Raw genomic sequence first — 26103 nt, 5'->3', positions numbered from 1 at the left:
GTATGGGGCGGGTGGGCATTAAAATAGGTGATGGCCTATATTCGCCGGGCACAGCGGTAGGTTATCACTTCTATGTCGGGGATAGTGAAGGGCCGGGGCATGAATAGGCACAAGGGGAAAATTGGCTGCATAAATCACAAGCCACTGTATATAAACGCGTTACACGGGCATAAACAATAACAGCAGGATTGTTGGCCAAGCTGTATTCGCTGCGGATATATCCCGGCCGAACCCTATTTTTGCCCCATGCAAAAAACGCTGAGCGAAAGGGACCAGGCCGTAATATGGCACCCCTACACACAAATGCAGACCGCCCCGGCCCCTATTGGCATTGTTAGGGGCGAAGGTGCCAGGTTGTATGACGAGCAGGGGAACAATTACATAGATGCCACCTCCAGCTGGTGGGTAAACATACATGGTCATGCCCATCCGTATATTGCAGAAAGGCTGGCCGTGCAGGCAAAACAGCTGCAACACTGCATTTTCGCAGGATATACACATGAGCCGGCAGTTGCGCTGGCAGAACGCCTGCTGCCGATATTACCGGGCAGCCAGCAAAAGGTGTTTTACTCAGACAATGGCTCCACTGCGGTAGAAGTAGCCTTAAAAATGACCATCCAATACCGCTACAACCAGGGAAAGCAGGGAGGTAAAATACTTGCCTTTAAAAACGCTTATCACGGCGATACCTTTGGTGCGATGAGCGTAAGCGGCAGGAGCATTTTTACAAAAGCCTTCGATCAGTTCCTATTTGATGTAACTTTTATAGACCTGCCCGATGCAGGCAACCTGGAGGCCATTTGTGAACAAATTACCGCGCAGGCGGAGGAGATAGCCGCCTTCATCTTTGAACCATTGCTGCAGGGCGCAGCAGGCATGCTGGTATACGAGGCAGCCATGCTCGAAAAACTGTTACAGCACTGTAACAAACTGGGCATCCTGCTTATCGCCGATGAAATATTTACCGGTTTTGGACGCACCGGCAGGAACTTCGCAATGGAGGACCTGTCTGTAGCACCAGACATCATATGCCTTTCAAAAGGACTTACCGGGGGTGCTATTGCGCTGGGCATCACCACCTGTACACAAAACATATACAACGCATTTTTGTCGACCGACAAGCTTAAAACGCTGTTTCACGGGCATTCATTTACGGGCAACGCACTGGCCTGCGCCACCGCGCTCGCCAGCCTGGATTTATTTCTCGATCCGGGCTGCATGCAAAACAGGCAACGCGTAAACCATCAACACCAGCGTTTCGCTGCATGGCTGCAGACCTCTGCTTCAGTAAAGAACGTAAGGCTCCTTGGTACCCTGCTGGCCTTTGAGGTAGTAACACCCGGCACCGACAGCTATACGAATGAACTCGCGGCATCTATTCATTCCTTCTTCCGGGAAAAAAGGGTGATGTTGAGACCTTTGGGTAACACGGTTTACATACTCCCCCCCTACTGCATCACTGATGCGGAGCTGGAGATTGTTTATGATAGCGTTAAGGAATTTATACAGGAAATGGGATGATGGAGGGCAGCGTGCTGCTGGTCAACTGATGAAACCTTTTATATGCCTGCAACGCGTTTCAAGCCATGCCGATAGGCAACCATCGGCATCTTTTGCAACCGTATGCCCATCAACAAACGCATCTGACCAAAACAAAAAGCCCCCTGCTACTCGCGCAACAGGAGGCCAATATGATGTTTAATGCAATTAGAATTTCAGCGGAACGCTAACTTTCGTTTTATCCCACTCAAACACTACAGCTCCTTTTGGTGCGCTGATAGTGAATTTTTCCTGTACATCAGAACGGGACTGTACAGGAGCTTTTACTTCCAGTACATTTTTGTCCTTCGTTTTATCATAATCGAAAGCACCTGACTGAGCAGGCTGGCTGTTCAGAATGATAGTCCACTCTTTTTCACCAGGAATAGTAAACAGCGCGTAAGTACCGGCCTTCACTTTTTTACCGCCAAAAGTAGCGTCTTTGTCAAAAGTGATGTCAGTAGATTTGTTAGCGCCGGTACGCCAAATCTCACCATAGGGCACGAGGGCACCAAAGATATCCCTGTTATTTTTAGATGGCTGACCATAAGCGATCGTTACATTTTCACCTTTAGCTTCAACCCTGGGGCTTTTAGGCGCATTCTGCGCGATTACGTTCGTACCGATCAGTACCATCGATAACCAAACGAGCATTTTTTTCATAAGAAACGTTTTTGTTTTTGATGTGAATTCTCCAGTAAATTACACCTATTCGAACAAAAAAAGACTACCGCTCATAGAATTAACTACTTCCGGTTAAATGTAGTAATGATGTGCGGACGGGCCAGGTAAGCAAAAGAATAGTCCGGTATCTCAACACCACCCGCTGCATCCCAACTGAATTATTGATCGACAACGAGGTGACGCGAATAAAACCTTGCAGCACCAGACCTCATGGCGTATCTCCCGCTGCATTTTCAGCCACAGCCTTTAAATCGGTAAGACCTTTTTCCATTGTGGGACCATAAACGCGGTCCATTAGCAGGCCACGCACTTTCCACCAGGGTAACAAACCAACGTGGCGCTCCATTGACCAGTTAAGGGTGGTGGATTTACCATCGGTGGTGGCAGTAAGGAAAAAGCTGCCTGTGAGCGAAAGCCTGTCATCTTCTGCCAGCACCCTATAATGCACTGCTGAATCCTTTATCATTTCACCCAGCACGAGTTTACCATGGGCCAGATCCTGGCTAACCGGCCATGGGTACCATTTTTTCCAGTGGGTAGTATCGGAAAGCTGTCTAAACACTACGGATGCCGGAGCGTCTATCACACCAGCCCTTTGCATTTTGGCGTTAGAGGAAAAGAAGAGGGAAAATAAAAAGAGCAATACGATTAAAACCGTTGCAGATAAGAGCAACATCCTGATACCACGCATAATTTTTCTTTAAGCCTTAAATTCTGTTATCTGTTTCAAATTATTGAGTCCTTTTTCAAAATCGCGCCCCATCCATTTATCCATCATCAGCCCCATCAGCTTACGTAATGGGTGATTGCCGGTATAGGCCTCAAAGCTCCAGGTAACCCTGGTACCTCCATCGGCCGGGTCCAGGCGGTAGTAGCCTTTCATCAGCCCCCTGCCCATAAAGTAAATATCGGCAGCAATGAAACGAAAGGGTTTGGAAGCGGTAATAATCAGCTTACCCCTGCCTGTTTTACGACGATGGCTTTCCCAGCGGTAAGTAGCGCCCGGCCCTTCTTCTGTAGCGCCGTACACGTTTTTCATACCCGGGTCCTGGTCCTGTTTGTGCCAGGGCGACCAGTGCCTCCAGTTACGGAGACTGTTAATTTCATGGAAGATTTTTTCGGCGGGAGCCTTCATAAATAAGGAGCGGGCCACTCGTACTTTCGGTGGAAGAAAAAGAGACACGATGAAAAATACCAGCACTACCACTGCTATGGCCCCAATAGTGAGAAACAAGGCTTGCATATTGCAGGTTTTTTGTTAAAGTGATTTCGAATTCCGGAAAGTAAAAGTTACGCCTATTCTTTCAAAATTCCAGCATTATTCCCAGCGGAATACTTTTATAGCCACCCCGTAAATCACCACTCCCCAGAGTCCCAAAACCAGCAAATCGGCCCATACGTTCCAGAGATGAAGCCCTTCGAAAGCAATTTTGCGTAGCCCGTCGTTGAGGTAAGTAAGTGGCATGATGCGGCACACAGGCTGCAGCCAGGCGGGAAACGCTTCCACCGAAAAGAAGGTGCCCGCCAGCAAAAATTGCGGTAGGGTGACAATATTCGCGAGGAATGGGATCGTACTTTCTGTTTTAGCAATACCGCTTACGACAAAGCCAAAACCCATAAACACCATCAGGCCGAATACGCTGAGAATAAGCATTTCAACAAAGGTGGAGAACCCGTTTATCAGCGTAAACCCGAAAGCGAAATAGCCGATGCCAATAATGATCACCGAGCCAAACAGCTGGAACAACAGGCGACTTAAGCCTTCGCCCAGTATGATATATCCCCGGTGTATGGGTGTAGCGAAAAAGCGCTTTAAAACCAGTGTTTGCCGGAGGCTGAAGAACAGGAAGGCTGTACCGAATACGGCAGCGCTTAGCAGCGAAAAGCCCAGTTGGCCGGGCAGTATAAAGTCGATCGTTTTATATTGGCGGCCAGGCACAACTTCGGCCGATACAGTAGCCACCGTGCCGGGCCTTTTATACCACTGGTCGTTTAACTGCGAGATGGTTTCGGACAGAATAGAGCGAAAAACGCCTAAGTTTTGTCCCCCGGCTGAGGATGTTTTAATATGTACGGCCTCGTTGGGCACAGGGCCAGCCGCGCGGCTGGCAATATGGATAATGGCGGCTATCCTGCCTTTCTGGAGATCCTGTTCCATTTCAGTTTCCGTCTTACCGGTGATCAGCCGCACTTCTTTTTTCGCGGCCAGGGCCTTATACAAGGTTCCAGTGGTATCCGAACCCTTATCTACTCCCACTTTCACCGTTACCCCCCCGTTACCGATAAACCCGAACACCAGGATAAAGATCAGCGGAAAAGCCAGGCTAAACACTACGGTGGACGGACTACGGAAAATTGCCCTGATACTTGCCTTCATAATCGCCAACATGGCGCGCCACTGGCTGTACTGCTCTGCCATAATCATTATTTACAAAAAGAGGCGTAAAGCTAAGACTGTTTTTCGGCTATTTCCCAAAAAAAACAGCCCGCGCACCGTAAAGGTGGCGAGCTGCATACTTGCCATGATCCCAGTGAAACTAATAATTATTGAGGGCATCCATGGCCGCCTGGATAGCGGCTTCCGTTGTTTGTTCGAGCGTAATGGTTTCAGACTGGTTGGCCGAAATTGTGATGTCTTTCTGAGCCAGGTAATACTTACCATCTTTGACAGAGAAAGAAACCAACCTCCCTTCTACGCCTACGGGCATGGAATTGTCGTAGCTTTTAACCTTGTTTGTACCATCAGGTGTATAAATCTGTGCAACTACATTACTACCTTTTGCACAGAAGAAGACAAAGGTTTCACCGTTAGAGGCCCGGAAAGATGCCATAGAGCCGGGGTTGTTAAGCACCTCCACCTTAACAGTGGTTTTAGGGCTGCTGTTGCTATAGAAAATGTCGCAATTCACCCAGCCTATCAGCCCAAAATCAAAGGTATAGAAGCCCTCTACCGCTTTTACTTCGCGCGGCTGCTGACCGTTGGCTACCTGGGGGGCTACCCAGGCAAACTGGTTCTGCTGAATGGTATCTACACCGGCCCACAGCTGGGTAAAACCATCGCCCTTAGCAGGTACCGCTATGTTCAGCGGCTTAGCCAGTTCCTTGTCCACACCATTGCCATTAGCGCGGATATCAATAAACAGTGAACCCTGCGATTCCAGCAATAGTCCGGACACGTGGTTGGTATTAACACCACTGAGTAATAATTCGCTGCGTTTCAGGAACTCTGTAACACTTACGGTGATGGCACCTGTAACTGCGTTACCGTTTTGTGTAAGCGCACCTGCGGGTATTTTTATTTTAGTACCTCCTTTGAGGGTGATGTCTTTTGGTAATTCAGATGCATTGAAAGAAAATGTTTGTTCCTGCGCTCCGAATTTTTCGAGGAATTCACCAGCTGTGCGGGTGCTTCCTTCATCATTACTCTTGTCTTTTTTACATGCTGCGAATAATAACATAGATGCTGCTATACATGCTGCGAATAAAGATTGCGTTCTCATTTGATAGGTGTTTAAGTGATGCCTACTCTTTTGTTCCGGGCTTTTCGGCCTGCGCCCGTTTGCTTTTGTAACAGTATATCACCAGCATGTTCCGGTTGTTACCCCCGGTAAGCAATAATTTTTTAAACTTTTTTAAGTTGATTGGATAACAATGAGTTAGCAGATCGTTGAGGCAATACAGGGCTATATCTTTGACACTTAAACAAAACAGGGGTATATATAAAGACTCAATTCACACAGGGCGGGGTGAATGAAACAAACTATATTTTGAGAATATTTTCAAAGGCTATATTGCTATAAAACCTATACCTATATTTGTTTCGTATAACGTTATTCGACACGCCCAAGGGCCAATATCAGCAAAATTTTTATCCAATTATTTTCATTCTTCGCATGCCAGATGCGAGGCGCATCATGTGAATCTAAACCGCTAAATCCAACCAAAATGGAGCAAACCGTAAACACTGTAGGTCAGGCCGAAAAAGGAAAAAAGTGCGATGGTTACGAGCAAATCCTTGCCACGTTGCAGGATTTTGAACCATGCACATCTTCTCAGGTAATTTGTGATGTAGTTACCGAACACATTAAGCGATTAACTACTGTTATTACTCATCACAATCAAATGGCAGAGGAAGCAGAGAAAAGTATGGAAACGCTGGCCGATGGGCTGCGTAAGTTAAGGATGCAGGCTCAACGCGTAGTAGATGAAACTCATAAGCACGTAATCAGGTTATCGAAAGAGGAAGTAGGCATAATGTATACCGGCGAAGGCTGATATAACTAACTAAATAGCCCCGGAACATATCATGCGTTCCGGGGCTATTTTTATATGTTTTTATCAGGGTACTATTTACGGGCAGTCAGCCTTATATATACTGGCTTTTGCTCCTGGTAGTCACCGCTGTTGCTGTACGGAAGTGTTTTCTTTATCAATATATGCTGCTGATCGATCCACTTCAGCGCTTCAGGCCCCCATTTTTCCAGCGACACTTCTTCTACCAGTTCAGGCACTTTTGTATTGCGGAACAATTGTATGCCGTTAGGCGTAAACTGCGCCTCCAGGTCGGCATTACAGCACATGAAGTATTTTTTATCGGGAGATAACACAGGTGTTCCCATTGTATAGGTGGTATCGCCGGTTTCTTTACTGATTAACAGGTAGGCAGCGCTTTCGTAATACATACCTAACACCACCCACTGGCCTGTACCTGGCGCTTCTCCCAAAAAGTCGTATTGGCAAAAGCTATCTCCATCATCGTCCCCATTATTAATCAGCCTCACCGTCCGCAAACCCGCTCTCAGGAACATGGTATCCACTACCCTGCTTACCAGTCCACCGGTAGCCGCAAGCGTCCTCACCTCACTGGTATCGCTCACCCAGGCCTGCGCATTGTCAAACTCTTCTTCCGTAGCAGATGTAATATCGTACACCACGTTGCCGATCTTAATCGTTTCTTTCACGGTGGCAGCAGTAACGGTAGTATCCGGCCGCTGCTGCGTGGTTATTGTAGTATCCGCGTTGTTGGTAGTAACTGCAGGCGAGCCACAGGCGCAGCATATTACAGCAGCTGCTACCGGTATCAAATATTTCATAGTCACAGGGTATCTGTTTAGCAGCTCAAAAATAAACAAACAAATGAAAAACGCCCCGTAGTAAAATTACTACGGGGCGTTATTAATAATATTATCACACTAGCGGATGATCATATCAAAAGGCAAACGTGCCTGAACGCCATCTGTAAGGCGCTCCAGGGCCTTTACCTGCTTATATATCTTGTAGTAAGCGCCCAGTTCCTTCTGGATGGCCTTTGATTTTGCTTCATCCTCCTCTTTGCTGAGAAATGAAAACAAAGGATCTTTTACAGATGGGTACTCCACGAGGCTGTAAGCGGGTACGTTCGCCATTTTGGCCGCACATTTTATCGCATCGTCCAAACCACCGATACGGTCCACCAGGCCTAGCTTTTTAGCCTCTATACCTGTCCATACACGCCCCTGCGCAATACTATCCACCACCACATCGGCCAGTTTACGACCTTCGGTTACGCGGCCTTTGAAGTTCGCATAAATTGTATCTACCGAAGATTGTAATATTCTTTTCTCCCCGTCCGTGAGTGGACGGCTGGCGTTGCCGAGGTCGGCATACTGCGCTGTTTTAACACCATCGAAGGTGATACCGAGTTTATTGTTGAAGAAACCCTGCATATTGGGAAGTATGGCAAATACACCAATAGAACCGGTAAGGGTGTTGGGTTGTGCAAAAATCGAATCGGCCATGCAGGAAATATAGTAACCGCCGGAAGCAGCATAGTCGCCCATGGAAACGATCACTGGTTTGCTTTTTTTAGCCAGCGTCAGTTCGCGCCAGATGGATTCTGAAGCCAGCGCACTGCCGCCACCGGAGTTTACACGGAATACGATAGCTTTAATATCTTTATCCTGGCGGGCTTCGCGGATAATTTTGATGTAAGAATCGCTGGCGATAGTGTTATTACTTTCGCTGCTACCTCCTACAATGTCGCCCTGCGCATAAATCAGCGCTATGGAGCCATCTGCACCATTGTCTTCATAATCTACTGCAGAAGCATACTTTTTAGCAGATATAAAATTGATAGACTGATCTTTATCAATACCGATCTTTTTACGGAACTCGTCCATTACCTCATCATCATATTTCAAACCATCTACCAGTTTATATTTTAATGCATCGGTGGGAAAACGCACCAGACCCTCGTTTGCATAACTGTGTAAGGTAGCCGTATCAACGCCCCTGCGTTCGGCAATACCATTCAGGAATTTGCCATACAGTTCGCCCAGGAACACGTTTGTTTGCAGGCGGTTGGCATCGGTCATTTTGGTTTCACGTAAAGGCTCTGTTGCACTTTTAAATTTGCCGTTATAGAAAATCTGCGGCTGTATTTCCAGCTTCTCCAGGGTACCCTTCAGGAACATCAGTTCCATGGAGAAACCATCAAACTCAAGTCCTCCTTTAGGATTCAGCCATATTTTATCGGCCGTAGAAGCCAGGTAGTAGGCCTGCTGGGGAATTACTTCCGCATAAGCATAAATGAATTTGCCGCTTTTACGGAATGCCAGCAGCGCGTTACGCAATTCCTCGTTGGTGGCGAAGTTGTTGCCATTACCGCCTACTTTCAGGTAAATACCTTTGATATTTTCATCGGTACCGGCATGGCGAAGTAACCTTACCATATCGTATAACCCGGGCGCCTCACTGCCGCCACCGGGAAGTAAAGAACCGAGTTTATCCTCTGTACGCTGTTCGTTTAACGCAGTGGAGGCATCTAACACCAGTACACTGTTAGCCGATACCACAACACGGGAGGGCGCAAAAGCCTTACCAATCACCGCGAACATAAAAATTAAACCTATGAACGAAAAGATGATAAGCGCCAGGAAGGAAGCGAAGAAGAACTTAAAAAAGCTACGCATAAATCAATATAAAATGAATGACAGAATGCTTATTGCACACAATATTATTGCGTGAATATAGCGGTTATCTACGGTTTTTCTTTTCAAAAATAAGGAAGTATGGCTACTTTTGGGGCCTCTACTACATGAATACAGCGATATTACTTATAGGTGGCAACCTGGGCAACAGGAGCCAGAACTTGCGCCGGGCGGTCGACTTACTGAACGCTACGGCCGGGAAAGTGGTGAAAACCTCGTCCCTGTACGCTACGGCTCCCTGGGGAGGTGTGTCACAACCCAACTACCTGAACCAGGCACTGGAGTTACAAACCGACCTGCCGGCACCCGTACTGCTGGAAATTACGATGGACATCGAAAAACAGATAGGCCGGGTACGCCGGGAGAAATGGGGAAGCAGGGTGATTGATATCGATATGATATTCTACAATGACGAACAGATCGATCTTCCGCAACTAAAAGTACCTCACCCGCAAATGGCTAACCGCCGCTTTGTGCTGGTGCCGCTCTGCGAAATAATGCCGGACTTCGTACACCCGGTACTCCACCAAACGCTGGCGCAGCTTTTGGAGATATGTCCCGACCAGTTGCCCGTACACAAACGCGAACAGGCTACTTCTAAATAATACTGCTTAATTATACATGAGATATAAATTCGTCACTATAGAAGGTAATATCGGCGCAGGTAAAACGACCCTGGCAACGAGACTTGCCGCTCATTTTAATGCTAAACTGATACTGGAAGAATTTGCCGATAACCCTTTTCTCCCCAAATTCTACGAACGCCCCCAGCAATACGCCTTTCCGCTGGAACTGTTCTTTATGGCCGAGCGTTATAAACAGTTGAAAGAAATGCTCGCTGCGCAGGAACTGTTTTCTTCCGAAACGGTCATTTCTGATTACCTGTTCATCAAAAGCCTGCTGTTTGCACGCATCAACCTCGCGCCCGAGGAATACTCGCTTTACCAGAAACTGTTCGAAATTATTAACCCCCAACTGCGCCAACCCGACTTACTCATCTTCCTGAACGCACCCATTACCCGTTTGCAGCAAAACATTAAAAAGCGTAACCGCGAATACGAACTTAATATCCAGGACGCCTACCTGGCTAACGTGCAGGACGTGTATATGCAATACCTCCGCCAGCACCCCGTTCGCACATTAATGGTAGATACCGCCAAAACGGACCTGATGTACGGCGAAGGCCATTTTGAAGCGTTATTGCAGGCGCTGGACAAAGATTATGAACCGGGAATTCATTATCTTACTATCTGATGGCAAGTATCTAGATTATCTATATGCTGATAAATAATATTGTTTTGATTTATATCCCTTGATCGGATACTTTTGCCCTGTCACTATAGAGAAGCAAACAGACTTATAAGGAAACTGCAGCCCCTTATATTGAAGATCACAGTCAAAACGTAATTGTATGTCAGAACAGAAGAAACTCACCACGGCTTCCGGCGCGCCTTATTATGAACACGAAAACTCAATGTCGGCAGGACAACGCGGCCCCTTATTGCTGCAAGACTTCCTGCTCCATGAAAAGATGGCGCATTTTAACAGGGAAAGAATACCTGAACGCGTAGTTCATGCGAAAGGATCGGGCGCTTACGGTACGTTTACGGTTACACACGATATTACCGCCTACACCAAAGCAAAAGTATTTAGTAAGATAGGTAAAGAAACCAAAGTATTCCTGCGCTTCTCCACTGTGGGCGGCGAAAAAGGATCGGCCGATACAGAGCGCGACCCGCGCGGTTTTGCACTGAAGTTTTATACGGAAGACGGCAACTGGGACCTGGTTGGCAACAACACACCCGTGTTCTTCATTAAAGACGCTAAAAAGTTCAGCGATTTCATTCACACGCAGAAACGCGATCCTTATACAAACTGCAAAAGCCCAACCATGATGTGGGATTTCTGGAGCCTTAACCCCGAAAGCCTGCACCAGGTAACGATATTAATGAGCAACCGCGGTACGCCTTATGGTTATCGCCATATGCACGGCTTTGGCAGTCATACATTCTCTTTCCTGAACGGTAAAGGTGAAAAGTTCTTCGTGAAGTTTCACTTCCACACACAACAGGGCATTAAGAATTTTACAGATGCGGAAGCCGTGGAAATGAAAGGTAAAGACCCTGACTTTGCGCAACGCGATCTATACACCTCTATCGATAACAAGGATTTTCCAAGATGGACTTTGAAGATACAGGTGATGCCTGAAAACGACGCTGCTTCGTACAAATGGAACCCGTTTGACGTTACCAAAGTATGGTCGCATGCGGATTATCCATTGATAGAAGTAGGTACACTGGAGTTGAACCAGAACCCCGATAACTTCTTCGCACACGTAGAACAATCGGCCTTCACACCATCTAACGTGGTAAATGGTATTGGTTTTTCTCCGGATAAAATGTTGCAGGGCCGGCTGCTCTCCTACCCCGACGCGCACCGGTACCGACTGGGCGTTAACTACGAGCAGCTGCCTGTAAACCGTTGCCCTTACGCTGTCAACAATTATCACCGCGATGGCGCCATGCGCCTCGATGGTAATGGCGGCGCAAGTCCGAATTATTACCCTAATAGCTTTGACGATATAACACCCGACCAGTCGTACCAACGCCCTGGCGAACGCCTGGAATCGATGTTTGCCGATTTTTACGACAGGAACGCGCCCGGTGAGGATGATCATTACACACAGCCCGGCAATCTTTTCCGCCTGCTGGCACCTAATGAACAGATGGACCTTGTAAGAAATATAGTAGGATCGATGAGGGGAATAGAAGGCCCTAAAAAAGACCTGATCATACAACGGCAGCTTTGCCACTGGTTCCGTGCAGACATCAGGCTGGGCATATCGGTAGCGAAAGGTTTAGGGGTGGATATTAATATGGAAGAACACGCAGCAGTCAGATAAATCAGCAGTCATACATTAGCAGGAAGAAGGCCTCCGCGTGGAGGCCTTCTGTATTATGATTTTCCGATACTCTGTGCTGCGATCCAGCCGCTGGTCCAGGCGTGCTGGAAATTAAATCCGCCGGTAATACCATCTACGTCCATTACCTCACCGGCAAAATACAATCCCTTCTGCAGGCGGCTTTCCATGGTATTGGCGTCTACGTGCGTAAGGCTGATGCCTCCGCAGGTCACAAATTCTTCCTTAAAAGTGGTTTTACCCTGCACAGGGAATTCCATCGCTACCAGGTGTTTAATGAGTTTGTTCTGCTCCTTCGCCGGGAGGTCGGCCCAACGGGTATCTTCCTGCACGCCCGATTGCTGTAACAGGAACTGCCAGAGTCTTTGCGGCAGGCCGAAGTTATTTTTCTGGTAGATCTTCTGTCCCGCCATACTCTGCCGGATATCCGCCCAGTCTTCCCGCAGGGCTGCTTCCTGGTAGCCAGGCAACCAGTTCACCACAGCCGTAAACCGATAGTCCATATCATGCAGCACACGCGCGCCCCAGGCCGAGAGGCGCAGGATGACGGGGCCACTCATGCCCCAGTGGGTAATCAGCAGCGGGCCCGATTCCTGTAGTTTGGTGCCGGCTACCTTTACTACGGCCTGCTGAACAGAAACACCCATCAGCTCTGTTACCGGATTTTTAGGCATATTGAAGGTGAACAACGAGGGTACCGGGGCGGCAATATCGTGGCCCAGGGCCTTTAGCCAGCCAAACTTCTCCGTTTGGGCGTAACCGCCTGTGCAAACACATATATAGTCGGCCTCCAGTTGGTTGCCCGACTGTAAATGCAGTAACCACCGGCCGTTTTCCTGTTTTGCCAGGCGGCTCACCTCTGTATTAACGTCGATGCGCACACGATGGGTGTCGGCTTCCTGCATCAGGCAGTCGATAATGGTTTGCGAAGAATCGGTGTTGGGAAACATGCGGCCGTCGGCCTCTGTTTTGAGGGTTACCCCCCGCTCGGCAAACCACTTAACGGTATCGGCGTTATAAAACTGGTGAAAACTCTTTTTGAGCAGGTTCTGACCACGGGGGTACTTCTTCACCAGGTCCGGAACACCGGGCGCATCGTGGGTTACGTTACACCTGCCCCCACCCGATACCTTTACTTTTGATAATAACTTGCCTGTTTTTTCAAGTATCCGGACACTGAGCCCGGGGTTTAACCGTGCGGCATTTACCGCGCAGAAAAAACCAGCCGCACCACCGCCGATCACCATCAAAACCTTACCTTCTACCCCCATTTCCTTTATATTTGTCAGATTATGATAAAATAAAATTTACCGTATATTTATTGATGCAAAATAAACAAACGCAATCTTAACACAACATTGTTAATCATACTGATTTAAATTAAATGCAACAAAATTCTAGGAAGGTAGCACGGGTGAAGGTTTGGGTTTGGATTACAGGAATGCTGTTAACCTGCGGTGCCTTCAGGTATATACCTGCCGACGACTGGACTACCCGCATAACAGCCGCACTTGAAAAGTTTTATCAGGATTATCCGCAGGAAAAGGTTTACATCCACTTTGACAAGGACTACTATGCCGCCGGAGAAACTATATGGTTTAAAAGTTATGTTACGTTGCAGGAACTGCCCGCTTATGGTGCCAGGAACCTGTATGTAGAGCTGATAGACAAAGAGGGACTGGTGGTACAGAAGCGGATCGTGGAACTGGTACAGGGCGGTGGCGCCGGTGAAATTGAAATACCGGAAAACATGAAATCCGGCACCTACCAGGCCAGGGCGTACACTTCGTACATGATGAACTACGACTCTTCCTTCTTCTTCCATAAAAATATCAGGATATACGATCCGAAAAGAGATGCCGCAGCTGCTGCTGCCGCCGCAAAACCTGCAACCGGTAAACCGGGAACAGATGCCGGCGCGGCCAAATCTGAATACTCGGTGCAGTTCTTCCCGGAAGGTGGCGACCTCGTTACCGGCATAGCCAGCCAGGTAGCCTTTAAAGCCATCGGCCAAACCGGTTACCCATCCAAAGTAAACGGCACAGTGGTAGACGGAAAGGGACAAAAGGTAGCGGATATCGCTACTTTCCACGATGGCATGGGTGCTTTTGAGTTTACACCGGAAGCTGGACAAACGTATACGGCCAAAACCAAAGACTCCGCAGGAACAGAGAAAACTTTCAATTTACCTGCCGCCAAACCTTCGGGCGTTACACTTAAAACGTACAACAAAGGCAGCAGAATATTTTATCTCACCAGCCTTAGTAATACCGAAGACACCACTTACAGTGAAATGCTGCTGGTAGCACAAATGCAGAACCAGTTGATCTATAAAGCGATACTGAACGTGGCGGAAGGTAAGATCAGCGGTCTTATTCCGACCAAAGGTTTACCGAACGGTATTATGCAGCTTACGCTGTTCCAGCGCAATGGCACACCTATAGCCGAGCGGCTCGTGTACCTGCGTCAGAACCTGGAAGAGATCAATATGATCATTTCTGCCAACAATGTATCTAACGGCCCCCGCACCAGAACATCGCTGGTACTGGACCTGCCTGATGCTACCCGTGGACAGATATCCGTAGCGGTTACAGATGCCGACCAGGTACAGCATGAGGAATATGACAACAACATCGTTTCCAATACCCTGCTCAAATCAGACCTTAAAGGTTACATTCACCAGCCAGGCTGGTATTTCCGGGACACGACCGAAAATACGCTTAAAGCACTGGACCTGGTGATGATGACTAACGGCTGGCGCAGGTTTAGCTGGGAAAAGATCGTTGCGGGACAATATCCTACATTCCGTTATCCGTACGAACAGGGGCTTACCGTTATGGGCATTGCCAAAAGCGGCAGCCGTCCGTTGATTAACGGCAATATCAGCTTCATGATCAAAACACCAGTGGATAGCGGCCAGATGATTGCCATGGCACCGACCAATGATAAAGGTGAATTTGCACTGGCGAATATGGAATTTAAGGATACAGCGCAGGTTTGGTACCAGGGTCGTGACCTAAACAAAAAGGGGGCGGTTATCGATGTAACGATGACCAAACACTTCTTCGAACTGGCCAACCCGGTTAAAGTGCCATTCCCTTATATGGTACCGCCGCCTTTACCCACAAATGTGCTGAAGTCGTACCTCACCACGGTAACAGAAGGCAATACCGTTAACAGGAGAATAAATGACAAAACCATTTACCTGAAAGAGTTTAACGTTACATCCAAGAAACCTACACAGCAGGAAACGGTAGATAAACGTTACGCCAGTGGTATGTTCTCCGGTGGCGATGCGATCGTTTTCGACCTTACGGCAGATAATCCAACGTCTTTCAATATCTTCCAATACCTGCAGTCGCGCGTGGCGGGCCTGCAGATTACGGGCGATATGAACTCCCCCACCCTCAGCTGGCGCGGTGGCACACCTCAACTGTACCTCGACCAGATGCCTGTAGACGTACAGATGATCGCTTCGCTGCCGATTACAGACGTGGCGATGGTGAAGGTGTTCCGGCCACCATTTATGGGTGGCTTTGGCGGAGGCTCTGGTGGTGCCATTGCGATTTATACACGTCGTGGTAACGATACACCGAGAGATAATACTGTGAAAGGATTTGAACTTTACAAAAAGGCGGGGTACAATGTAGTGCGCAACTTCTATTCGCCCGATTATGAGGTAAAGAAAGCGGTGCATGAACTGCCCGACAAACGCCTCACCCTTTACTGGAACCCGCAACTGGTGATCGACACCATCCAGAACGTGGCCAGGTTCGATTTTTACAGCAACGATGCGGCTAAACGCTTCCGCGTGGTAATAGAGGGCATGGATGTGAATGGTAACGTGGGAAGGGTAGAGAAAATATTCGAGTAAACTAACTATCGATATAAGCGCCCCTTTCCGCATGATTGCAGGAGGGGGCGCTTTGTTTTTTTGTAAACTTGCTGTTATACAGCAACCATTTTAAGAAGATATGGAAGAATACATGGAGTCAATTGCGATTGACATGGACGAAACGATTGCCGATCCCATTGGAAAAGCGCGTGAATGGTATTACCGCGACTTCGGCACAACGTTTACGGAGGAAGACCTTATTGGCAAACACCTCACGGATGTAGTACCTGCAGAACACAGGGGCATTATTCACAAGTACCTGAACACACCCGGCTTTTTCCGCGACCTGAAAGTGTTTCCCGATGCAGTGGATGTATTAAGAGAGTTGAACAAGAAGTACCGCGTATTTATCGTATCTGCCGCCATGGAGTTCCCGACTTCGCTGCAGGACAAATACCATTGGCTGGAAGATAACTTCCCTTTCCTCACCTGGCGCCAGGTTTGCCTGTGCGGCGATAAAACCGTGGTAGGTACCGATATGATGATCGACGACCTTACGCGTAATTTAAAGCCATTTAAGGGCAGGGGGTTCCTGTTTACACAACATCACAATCTGCATGTAGAAGGTTATGAGCGCCTGCTCGACTGGAAAGATGCGGGTGACAAACTATTATAACTGAAAAGAGGCTGTCTCATTGAGCAGCCTCTTTTTATTCCGTTATCTTACAGAGTAAGTGAGTCTTTCAGAAACTCCTGACTCATACATTCTACACGTTACCGTAACTGTTGGACTGCCCTCCATCTATCGCGATGGTTTGCCCGTTAATATAACTACACTCATCACTTAACAGGAAAGCCACCAGTTTACCTACTTCTTCCGGCAAACCCAAACGTTTGGTCGGATTAGCTTTCGCGTAATCCGCCTCCGCCGCTTTAGGATCTGCAGGATTTATCTGTTTAAATGCTTCTGCCACCATCGGAGTAAGAATAGCACCCGGGGCAATAGCATTGGTGAGAATACCATCACGACCATATTCCAGTGCTGCGTTTTTGGTCATACCCGATACTGCGTGTTTACTCGCTACATAAGGCATCTGGTTCATTACACCGCGAATACCACCTACAGAAGCCGCATTCACGATACGCCCGTACTGTTGTTTTTGCATTACAGGAATGATGTAACGAAGGCCGAAGTATACACCGTACAAATTAATATCGATCACCTTTTCGAATACAGCCAGGTCATATTCTGTTACCGGTGCCTGCCTTCCCTCGATGCCTGCATTATTATAAAAACCATCAATCCGCGAATACTCTTTTAAAGCTGCATCCACATAGTTTTTTACTGCTTCCTCTTTCGACACATCAGCAATGATCGTTAACACCCTGGCTCCCGGCGTTGCCTTCAAAACCTCTTCCTTTGCTGCTTCCAGTGCAGTTTCGTTAAAATCTACCAGGGTAAGATTTGCTCCTTTCTCTGCACAAACCTTTGCTGTAGCCAGTCCTAATCCCATCGCCGCGCCGGTAATCACTACCGACCTGTCTTTCAAACTACTCATGTTCACTATGTTTTATATGAATAAATACGCTCGTGGTGTGTATCCTTATCAACAAAAAGCAAGCCCGAAAGTTCTAACAAAAACATAAAACTCCGCATACAGCTAAGCATATGCGGAGTTTATATATTTAAACACACCTATTTAGAAGCGTGGTAATCTACTACTACGTTATCCACCATCAATTTACCTTCTTTAACCTCTTCCTTCGCCCCTGCCGGTGTTAACACCAGTATGGCAGATGACGAAGCGGGCAGATCGAGTTCATAACTGCCTTTTACATTACGTACAATGAAAGTACGGGTAACGGTATTATAAATATCTACCGCGGCGCCTTCCAGTGGTATTACTACTTTTTTAGCCTCTGTATAAGGGTTATAGTAGAGATAAGATGGATACGCCTTATCGCGGAAGAAGTCGGTCGCCAGCAGATCGAGCTGCAGGATGGCGGGGATATTGGTACTACGGATGATGCTGCCGAAGAAACCGACATGACCGCTGCCATATACACTGAACTGCGATACAGCCGGATTACCCTTCGCCCACAGCGGACCGTCACCTTGCGCTACCGGCGCCTTGATATGTGCGTATTCAGGATAAGAAGGTGAGTGAATGATACCTTCGTAACCGATCACACCTTTCGTTACTGCTGCATGTTCCGGTATGGTTTCGTGCTCGTCGGGCATATATTGTGTGTAGAAGAAGCGTGCAGCATTGGCGGCATTCAGCATCCATTTGCCTACTGCATTGGCATAGGAGGCGTCGTAACGCACCATTGGCACTACCGGCCAGGCCAGATCAAAGGTATTCATCAGGAAACCATATCCTCCCCTGTCTTTCGTGCTGCCTACAATGCCGGAAATGTCGATACCGTTCCAGTTGCCCATCAGTACGCCCCAGCCTTCGCGGCATTTAGGCGTACCGTCGAACGTCCATTCGAGGAACCTGTGGGTATCGAAGTTACCACCCTGCTCGGCGTTAATGCGGGCGGCGAGGTAAGCGCCGAAGGGCATGAACACTTCGTAAAAGGTATTCTCTTTTTGATCTTCCAATACCTTTAAAGCCCGTTTGGCCGCAGTGAGGTATCGCTCGTCACCAAAACGTTTGTAGGCGGCGTATAATACGTAAGCCTGTCCTGCTGCGGCGTCCTGCTGTTCGCATATCTGGTTTTTAACCGGGGTAAGCGTAGCGTAATTAAAGAACGAATAATTGTAGTTGCCATTCAGCACAGAGTCTGCCTGGTAAAACTTATTGGCAATACTCAGCGCCAGTGTATCGAAACCTGGTTCCTTCGGGTATTTATCGTAGATGGCGTAGAACAACATGTTTGGGTACACATCGTACCACCAGTCGCGCCCATAACCGCCGCCCAGCAATGCTACTTCGGGAGCGGTGTTGTTCATCATGATATTCCAGCCGGTTTCCCTGTTAAAGTAGTTCTTCAGCATTCCTACATAATTCAGTCCCTGCTGGTTACTTTTATCGATGCCCACCAGCGATGCGCCCAATACCGCGCCCATGCTGGCCAGTGCTTCATGGAACATGCCTTTGTTATGGACACCCTGCCGCTGATCGTTCATCGCGGTGAACAATCCCACCACGGGTTGCGGGTAGTTATGCCCCGTACTGTCCCACCATACCAGTGGCCAGTTTTCGCCTTTCGCGTTAAAGTCATACACGGTACTGTCGAACCGGTGTGCCATTTCATTCCAGTTAATGATCTGTAATGGCTGCGGTATGGCGGCCATAGAATCGATGCGGGCCAGGCGTTCCTGTTTAACAGGATTAGGCGCTGGTGTTTGTTTACACGCTGTTGCCATCACAGCAACCATCATACTAATTGCAAAAAATCTTCTCATTACGCTTCAGTTTGTACGGGTTCTTCCTTCAACTCTTTAGTCATTTCTTTCCCTTCTTTTATAATAACGCGGGCTACTACTACAGATAATAGCTGCACCAGCGCAATAATCATAATAGCGTACCGCAGGGCCACTTCCGTAGAAAAGTAATAGGCCAGGAAGATGAATGTGCCTGCGCCTACGAAGCGGCCTGCATACAATCCCGCTTCGTGGTTCAGGATGTACGCGAACTCATTACGGTTTTCTTTCTTCGATAAAATATCGATCACGCTGAACTGGATCGGGAAATACGCCAGATCAAGCAATGGCTTGGCCAGCAACAGGAACATCATAAATATGATCACTCCTGTAGCATTATACATAATACCGTTAAACAGGGAGGCTATGAAGAAGAAGATCAGTCCTCCTGCGAAAATATACAACCTGTGCTGCGGTTTTGCAAGCCGGCCAATGATGTACATCAGCACAGCAGCTACTATGGCGCCTACAGACTGTGCGGTACCCAGCGCTCCTTCTTTCCCTAATAACAGCATAATAAGCATGGCCGGTGCCGTAACCAGGTAACCTTGCGCCAATCCCTTCAGCGTAGCTAATCCCAATAATTTCCTCCAGTAGGGATGAAACTTAAAGTAGATAAACTTCTTCTGCTTCGGGTTCGGAAAATGCCCCCTGAAACACATGATGGAGGCAAATATCGTAATCACGAACACGATTCCTGTAACAATGCGGTAAGCGCTGTTTACGGTGTTCTTATCACTGTAAATTTCTATGAACCAGCCGATAGCAATGGGTATGATAACAGCGATAATAGTATAGAAAAACGTTTCGAGCCCGTAATAGTAGTTTCGGTTCGTATCGTTGGTGATGGCCAAAGCCAGGTAGTCGCGGTTGGCCCAGTAGAAGCCGAACGACATACCCATGATCAGCCCGGCAGACGCAATACCCACAAGGTCCAGCGTGGTCAGCGACATCATCACCAGCATACTCACGCCACTCAGCAGCATGCCGGCTGAATAAAGTACTTTAATACTGAAGCGGTTAAGCAGGAATCCGTTTAACAAAAATGTAAGTGGAATACCGGTGTAAATCGTCAACTGATAGATCACTACCTTGGTAGGATCGTTCGAGTTACGCATAACGTATGCGGCCACGAATATGTCGATCACCGGTAATACCAGCGCGTAAATCAGGTTGGTAAGTGTCAGTATCCTGAAATCGTGCGGTTGTTCCTTAAAGTGTTTTATTTCCCTGGAGAGGTTTTTTAACATGGTTAACTGTTTAAGGATGATAGTATCTCACTGATAGAGAAATCCGCCGCGCATACCACTTCATCTGCCGCGCCGTAGTAGATGGTTACCTTATCGCCCTTCACTACATGCCCGTTCGTAAACACCACCTTCCCGAAAAAGCCCGTCAGTTCATAATCTGCCGTGGGTATCATGATCGGTTCATCACTGCGGGCTATTACTTTGGAAGGATCGTTGAGGTCGAGCAGTAAAGCGCCTAAACAGTAGCGGTGATCTTCGTTCGCGCCATGGTAAATCTCCAGCCAGCCTTTTGCCGTTTTGATGGGTGCCGCTCCGGCCCCTACGCGTTTACTGTCCCAATGCCCCTTGCGGGTGGTAGCTATAATTTTATGATTACCCCAGTGAACACCGTCCGGCGACTCGGCCAGCCATATGTAGTTGCCACCAATATCCACGCTGCTCGGGCGGTGGAGGGTGTAATACTTTCCGTTCACCTGCTCTTCGAAAATCGCTACGTCTTTATTGTGCGGCGGCAACATCATACCATGGTGTTCGAATGTTTTCCAGTCTTTCGTGGTACGCAGTCCTACTCCTACTCCGTTCGGCGATACGGCTGTAAACGTGAGGTAGTAAGTATCGCCGAGTTTGGCTACCCTGCAATCCTCGATGCCGAAGCTTTGCAATATACCCTCGCCGTGTAAGGCAGCATACCCTTCAGGCTCGTAGAAGCTGATACCATCGTCGCTGCACATTAAACGCAGGTGCGAAAGTGTAGTGAGATAGTCGGCACCTTTGTAATTGATGACGCGTGGATCTGTAGCATCAAGTTGCGGATCGTCGAGCGGTATTTCTATGATCTCTATACCCCCGCTTTGCAGTACCGGGAAGGATATGATACCTGGCTTTTGTGCCGGCCTTTCTGCCACGCGTATCAGCAACCAGGTTTTCCCATCAAACTCAAATACACCGGGATTTAACAGGCAGGCTACTTCCAATCCTCCGCGGCTGGGTGGCACTTCGGCCGGACGTAATATCGGGTTCTGCGAAAATCGTTTTGCTAGTTCCATGCTTCTCAATTATTTAAATGTAGCCGTTGCCGCCATTCCTGGCAGCAACGGCTGATAGTATTAGTTTCCGTATCCGTCGTTCTGGCCAAGGTTCAGCAGGTCTGCTTCCCTTTGTGGAATGGGTAACAGCTTGTTGCGGTCCTGCCATCCGGCACCGTAGTCCTTATAACCTTTCAGCGGATCTGCATCCGGAGCGGCTGCCAGTACGGTGCGGGCTAAATCCCAACGCACCAGGTCGTAGTAACGCTGCCCTTCAAAGGCCAGCTCTACACGCCTTTCGTGGCGGATAGCGGCGAGTAATGCTACTTTATCTGTTGTTACCACGGGTGGCAGATTGGTAACCGGATTGGTGGCGTATTTACGCGCACGGCCTCTTACTGCTTCGAGAGGAATAAGTGCATTGGCTGGCTGATCGAGGTTGGCGTAACACTCTGCTTTCCACAGCAGCACATCTGCCAAACGAATGTAGATATAATCCGTACCCCCGTCATCGATAAGCGCTACATTGCTCATGAACTTACGTACATTAAGCCCTGTAAGCGGCGACCATGCCGCCTGGTAATCGGTAGTTCCATCTACCCACTTATCGCCGGCGCGCATCACCGTAGCCTTCAGCCTCGGATCGCCGGTTTCGAACGCGCTCACTAAGTCTTGTGTCGGGATGTTAAAACCCCAGCCCTTACCCTGCGGCGCCCATACGGCGTTAAGGATAGAACCTTGTGACGGGATCATGCCGGCATCGTGGCGTGCGGCGAATATGATCTCCCCCCCGCGTTCGCCAAGCCCGTTAAAGTTATCCTCAAATTTATCTAACAGCTGATATGGCCCTTTCTCAACCTCAGCGATCTCGTTCAGGCAAAGCTGCCACTGACCGCGATACAAATAGGTTTTAGCCAGCAACGCATGCGCAGCGCCGGTGGTAGCACGCTGGTAGTCGGCCGCATCGGGGTACGATGGGTCCAGCATGGTAAGCGCCTGTGCGATATCTGCTTCAATTTGTGTATACACCTCGGCCACGGTGGCTTTCTTCGTATTATCTGTCAGGCTCTTTTCCGGTATCATCAAAGGCACTGCTCCAAAATTCACGACCAGGCGGAAGTAATAGAACGCCCGCAGGAAATACGCTTCGCCCTTGATACGCTTCATCAGCGCAGGGTCCATACCGGGTACTTTAGAGCCGTCCTGCTGTAGAATGGTGTTCGCAGCAGTGATGCCTTTGTAGTTAAAGCGCCATATCCCCAGTACGTTATTGTTCTCGGGGAACACGGAAAAGGTTTCCATCCTGCGCATATCTTCCTGGTCGCCCAGGCTACCACCGCCTTTCACGGCATCGTCACTCATTACATCGCCAATTACCCATTCGCGTGGAATAGAGCTACCCAGGTCCCAGTCCCAGTTACCGCGAAAGCGGTTGGTAATGGGCAGATAGGCGGCATCGATGGCCAGCTTAAAGTCATTGGCTTCGGTGAATACGTTCTCTTCGGTGAGCTGCCCCTGCGGGAACTTCTCCAGGTCTTTCTTACAGCTGATGGCTGCTACGGAAAGCGAGAGGCATATATAGACTAGTTTTTTCATTGTTGATGTTTTAGATGTCCTTCGTTTAGAAACTTACCTGCAATCCAAAAGTGAATGTACGGGCAGGTGGATAGGTACCCATATCTATACCTTGCGCCAGATCGCCGTAGTTGGCCACGTTTTCGTTGGTGTACAGTTCGGGGTCCATACCGCCGTATTTGGTGATGGTAAATACGTTCTGTGTGCTGGCGTAAATGCGTGCATTGTACAAACCAATACGCTGTAAGGTATTTGCAGGCAATGTGTAACCCAGTACCACGTTCTTCAACCGCAGGTAAGCACCTTTTTCTACAAAACGGTCGGAGTTACGACGGTTGTTGTTAGGGTCCTGGAAGGTGGCGCGGGGTGTACTGTTGCTGGTACCTTCGCCATGCCAGCGGTTGGTATAGAAATCCTCTTTCTGATTAAAACCACGGCCGTCAAAACTGTTGATGATGTTATCTACTTCATTGTAAATATCGTTGCCGGTAACGCCATAGAAAAATGCGTTCAGATCGAAACCTTTGTAGTTAAAGCCTGCATTCAGACTGGCCAGCATTTTCGGGTTCGGGTTACCGATAATGGCGCGGTCGTTACCGTCGATGGTGCCATCGTTATCTACGTCCACAAAGCGGATATCACCGGGTTTGGCATTAGGCTGTAACATGCCGCCATCTTTGTTTACATAAGCTTCTACTTCTGCCTGGGTCTGGAACAAACCATCGGTTTTATAACCATAGAAGGAGCTGATGGGCTCTCCCGCCCTTAACAACACCTGTCCGGAACCTGCAGAAATGATCTGCTCTTTCGCCTTGTACAACGACAGCACTTTATTCTTCAGGAAGGTCACGTTGGCGCTTACATCCCAGGAAAAGCCGCCGGTATTGGTTTGACGGTAAGCTGCATTCAGCTCCCAACCTTTGTTCTCTACCTGCGCGCCATTTTCGTAAGGCGGGGTAGCATCGCCATTGGTATAAGAACTGGGCAGTTGCACCAGGATGTCGTCTGTTTTACGATGGAAGTAATCTACTGAAACAGTTAGTGCGCCTTTCAGTAATGATGCGTCTACACCTACGTTCGACTGTGTAGTGGTTTCCCATTTCACATTGGGGTTACCGATGGTAACGGGCTGTAACACGCTGTTGGCAGTTGAATAGATGGTAGCGAAAGGATAGTTACCAATGTCCTGGTTGCCAAGCTGTCCCCAGCCACCACGCACTTTCAGATCATTCAGCCAGCTTACGTCATTTAAGAAGGCTTCTTTCGCAATATTCCAGCCTGCGGATGCAGAGGGGAAGTAACCATAACGGTTTTGCTCGCTGAAGCGGGAAGAACCATCTGCGCGCAGGTTAAAGTTGGCCATGTACTTATTGTCGTACGCATAACTTACACGCCCGAAGTAAGACATCAGCGCCCACTCGTCCAGCCCGCCACCACTGAACTGCTGGTTGTAACCATAGTTCAGCTGTTGCAGGCTCTTGTTGCCATCTGCACGGTTATCGTAACCATTACGGGAGCCGCTGAGATAGTCGGCTTTAAAGGTTACGTATTCGGTACCGAGCATCACCCCTACTTCGTGTTTCTGATTAAATACGCGGTTGTACGAAAGCAGGTTTGTCCAGTTTAAGGTGCTGTAACGGTGACGCGCTTTGTCCAGCGATTTGGTATCGTCGTTCAGGGTGGTCCTGTCGCCCGGAATTTGCCCGTTGTACTGCTGTTGTTCGGCAATATAGAAATCGGTACCGAAGTCGGTACGCAGTTTAAAGTTCCTGAGGAAGGTAGCTTCTGCAAACATGTTACCGAGTATGCGGTAACGGCTGGAGGTACGGGTACGGTAATCTGCAATGGCCAGTGGGTTTTTACCATCGCCATACAGTAAGGAACTGTTGTACAACCCGGCGGGAGGCAGATCGGTGTAGAACCCTGTTGCAGGGTCGCGCACCGGGATAGCGTTTGGACGGATAAGGGCGTAACGAACTACGCCTGGCAAACTGCCCGCCCGGCCACCATCGCCGGATGCGCCAATTTCCTGCGTGCGGTCATAGGTTATATTCAGGTTCTCGCCCACCCGCAGCCAGTCTTTCACATCGCTGCTTACGTTGGAACGAACGCCATAACGTTTGTAAGTAGAATTGACGATAATACCTTCCTGGTCAGCAATGTTACCTGCTATGTAATACCGCGTTTTATCATTGCCGCCGGAGAAACTCAGGTTGTAACGTTGTGTGGCGCCGGTACGGAAAGTTTCATCCATCCAGTCGGTATTAGGAAGACTGGCGGCGTTGTCCTGGTTGCGGGTAGCACTGCCATCGTTCGCAAAGGCCTCGTTCTGCAGTTCTATGAACTGTGCGGTGCTAAGCATCTTCGGTAACCCAATGGCTTTGGCCGTACCATAACTAACGTCGAGGGCTACTTCGTTTTTACCGGGTGTACCTTTTTTAGTGGTCACCAGTATCACCCCATTTGCTGCACGTGATCCGTAAATGGCACTCGCGGCTGCATCCTTTAACACCTCCATGGAGGCGATATCATTGGGAGAGATGGTGTTAAGCCCACTGTTCAGCGGCACCCCATCTACCACATATAAAGGATTGCTGTTATTAAGCGTACCTATACCACGGATACGCACTACTGCTTCGGTACCCGGGGCACCTGTAGGTGCGGTAACGTTTACACCGGCGGCCTGCCCCTGCAGGGCATTGGTGATATCCACGGCCTGCGTACGCTGCAGGTTCTTACCTTCGATAGAGGCAATAGCGCCGGTTACCTGGCTTTTCTTCTGGGTGCCGTAACCCACTACTATTACATCTTTTAGTGCTACTTCATCTTTCTTTAATACCACGTTTAAATCGCCGCTGCCTGAGTAGGATACGG

At 48.5% G+C, this 26103-nt stretch carries 21 protein-coding genes; 7 read left to right on the top strand and 14 right to left on the bottom strand.

Going from position 1 to position 26103, the window contains the following annotated elements:
- Window positions 1-246 precede the first annotated feature (246 nt).
- Window positions 247-1521 carry an adenosylmethionine--8-amino-7-oxononanoate transaminase gene (gene bioA, locus QZT80_RS25585; RefSeq protein ID WP_295129031.1) on the top strand — a complete coding sequence of 425 codons (1275 nt, stop codon included), beginning with the start codon at window positions 247-249 and terminating at the stop codon, window positions 1519-1521.
- A gap of 186 nt (window positions 1522-1707) precedes the next feature.
- Here bioA and QZT80_RS25580 read toward each other — a convergent pair whose 3' ends face one another.
- The 5 genes from QZT80_RS25580 to QZT80_RS25560 form a co-directional block, all read right to left on the bottom strand.
- Complete coding sequence (locus QZT80_RS25580) at window positions 1708-2202, bottom strand: DUF2911 domain-containing protein (protein ID WP_295129029.1); 495 nt, start codon at window positions 2200-2202, stop codon at window positions 1708-1710.
- Window positions 2203-2431: 229 nt separating this feature from the next.
- Window positions 2432-2914, bottom strand: a complete 483-nt coding sequence (locus tag QZT80_RS25575) for an SRPBCC family protein (protein WP_295129027.1) — start codon at window positions 2912-2914, stop codon at window positions 2432-2434.
- Window positions 2915-2923: 9 nt separating this feature from the next.
- On the bottom strand, window positions 2924-3466 hold the full coding sequence (locus QZT80_RS25570) for an SRPBCC family protein (protein WP_295129025.1): 543 nt from the start codon (window positions 3464-3466) through the stop codon (window positions 2924-2926).
- Window positions 3467-3541: 75 nt separating this feature from the next.
- Window positions 3542-4642: an ABC transporter permease gene (locus QZT80_RS25565; RefSeq protein ID WP_295129023.1), complete on the bottom strand. Its 1101-nt coding sequence runs from the start codon at window positions 4640-4642 to the stop codon at window positions 3542-3544.
- A gap of 118 nt (window positions 4643-4760) precedes the next feature.
- Window positions 4761-5723: a hypothetical protein gene (locus tag QZT80_RS25560; protein ID WP_295129022.1), complete on the bottom strand. Its 963-nt coding sequence runs from the start codon at window positions 5721-5723 to the stop codon at window positions 4761-4763.
- Window positions 5724-6168: 445 nt separating this feature from the next.
- On the opposite strand from QZT80_RS25560, the gene QZT80_RS25555 reads away from it, so the two are divergent.
- Entirely contained in the window at window positions 6169-6498 is a 330-nt protein-coding gene (locus tag QZT80_RS25555; protein WP_295129020.1) for a hypothetical protein, read from the top strand.
- Window positions 6499-6569: 71 nt separating this feature from the next.
- Here the strand turns inward: QZT80_RS25555 and QZT80_RS25550 are convergent, their stop codons facing one another.
- Together QZT80_RS25550 and sppA are read right to left on the bottom strand one after the other, a co-directional pair.
- A complete protein-coding gene (locus QZT80_RS25550) occupies window positions 6570-7316 on the bottom strand; it encodes a hypothetical protein (protein WP_295129018.1) in 747 nt (248 codons plus the stop codon).
- A gap of 99 nt (window positions 7317-7415) precedes the next feature.
- Entirely contained in the window at window positions 7416-9173 is a 1758-nt protein-coding gene (gene sppA / locus QZT80_RS25545) for a signal peptide peptidase SppA (RefSeq protein ID WP_295129016.1), read from the bottom strand.
- Window positions 9174-9298: 125 nt separating this feature from the next.
- Between sppA and folK the strand changes: the two genes are divergently transcribed.
- From folK to QZT80_RS25530, 3 genes are all read left to right on the top strand, one after another.
- Window positions 9299-9796, top strand: coding sequence for a 2-amino-4-hydroxy-6-hydroxymethyldihydropteridine diphosphokinase (gene folK / locus QZT80_RS25540; RefSeq protein WP_295129015.1), 498 nt, complete (start codon window positions 9299-9301; stop codon window positions 9794-9796).
- 16 nt (window positions 9797-9812) lie between these two features.
- On the top strand, window positions 9813-10445 hold the full coding sequence (locus QZT80_RS25535; protein WP_295129013.1) for a deoxynucleoside kinase: 633 nt from the start codon (window positions 9813-9815) through the stop codon (window positions 10443-10445).
- 157 nt (window positions 10446-10602) lie between these two features.
- On the top strand, window positions 10603-12093 hold the full coding sequence (locus QZT80_RS25530; RefSeq protein ID WP_295129011.1) for a catalase: 1491 nt from the start codon (window positions 10603-10605) through the stop codon (window positions 12091-12093).
- 53 nt (window positions 12094-12146) lie between these two features.
- Here the strand turns inward: QZT80_RS25530 and QZT80_RS25525 are convergent, their stop codons facing one another.
- Window positions 12147-13382, bottom strand: coding sequence for an NAD(P)/FAD-dependent oxidoreductase (locus QZT80_RS25525; protein ID WP_295129009.1), 1236 nt, complete (start codon window positions 13380-13382; stop codon window positions 12147-12149).
- 113 nt (window positions 13383-13495) lie between these two features.
- Here QZT80_RS25525 and QZT80_RS25520 point away from each other — a divergent pair, with 113 nt between their 5' ends.
- Both QZT80_RS25520 and QZT80_RS25515 read left to right on the top strand, forming a co-directional pair.
- Window positions 13496-15985, top strand: a complete 2490-nt coding sequence (locus QZT80_RS25520; RefSeq protein ID WP_295129007.1) for an MG2 domain-containing protein — start codon at window positions 13496-13498, stop codon at window positions 15983-15985.
- 100 nt (window positions 15986-16085) lie between these two features.
- Complete coding sequence (locus QZT80_RS25515; RefSeq protein WP_295129005.1) at window positions 16086-16622, top strand: 5'(3')-deoxyribonucleotidase; 537 nt, start codon at window positions 16086-16088, stop codon at window positions 16620-16622.
- A 91-nt stretch (window positions 16623-16713) separates the two neighbouring features.
- On the opposite strand, the gene QZT80_RS25510 is transcribed toward QZT80_RS25515, so the two are convergent.
- From QZT80_RS25510 to QZT80_RS25485, 6 genes are all read right to left on the bottom strand, one after another.
- A complete protein-coding gene (locus QZT80_RS25510; protein WP_295129003.1) occupies window positions 16714-17505 on the bottom strand; it encodes a glucose 1-dehydrogenase in 792 nt (263 codons plus the stop codon).
- A gap of 137 nt (window positions 17506-17642) precedes the next feature.
- Window positions 17643-19361 (bottom strand): hypothetical protein, encoded by a 1719-nt coding sequence (locus QZT80_RS25505; protein WP_295129001.1) that lies wholly within the window; start codon window positions 19359-19361, stop codon window positions 17643-17645.
- Window positions 19361-20629, bottom strand: a complete 1269-nt coding sequence (locus QZT80_RS25500; protein WP_295129000.1) for an MFS transporter — start codon at window positions 20627-20629, stop codon at window positions 19361-19363. Before QZT80_RS25500 ends, QZT80_RS25505 begins: the two co-directional genes overlap by 1 nt.
- Before the next feature lie 2 nt (window positions 20630-20631).
- A complete protein-coding gene (locus QZT80_RS25495) occupies window positions 20632-21675 on the bottom strand; it encodes a glycoside hydrolase family 130 protein (protein WP_295128999.1) in 1044 nt (347 codons plus the stop codon).
- A 60-nt stretch (window positions 21676-21735) separates the two neighbouring features.
- Window positions 21736-23250 carry a RagB/SusD family nutrient uptake outer membrane protein gene (locus tag QZT80_RS25490; RefSeq protein ID WP_295128998.1) on the bottom strand — a complete coding sequence of 505 codons (1515 nt, stop codon included), beginning with the start codon at window positions 23248-23250 and terminating at the stop codon, window positions 21736-21738.
- A 25-nt stretch (window positions 23251-23275) separates the two neighbouring features.
- Window positions 23276-26103, bottom strand: a 2828-nt coding sequence (locus QZT80_RS25485; protein ID WP_295128997.1) for a TonB-dependent receptor, incomplete at its 5' end; no start/stop codon positions are given.

This window comes from uncultured Chitinophaga sp. (genome assembly GCF_902168175.1).
Taxonomy (GTDB): Bacteria; Bacteroidota; Bacteroidia; order Chitinophagales; family Chitinophagaceae; genus Chitinophaga.
Note: the sequence above shows the minus strand (reverse complement) of the source record. Positions and strands in the feature narration are given on the sequence as shown.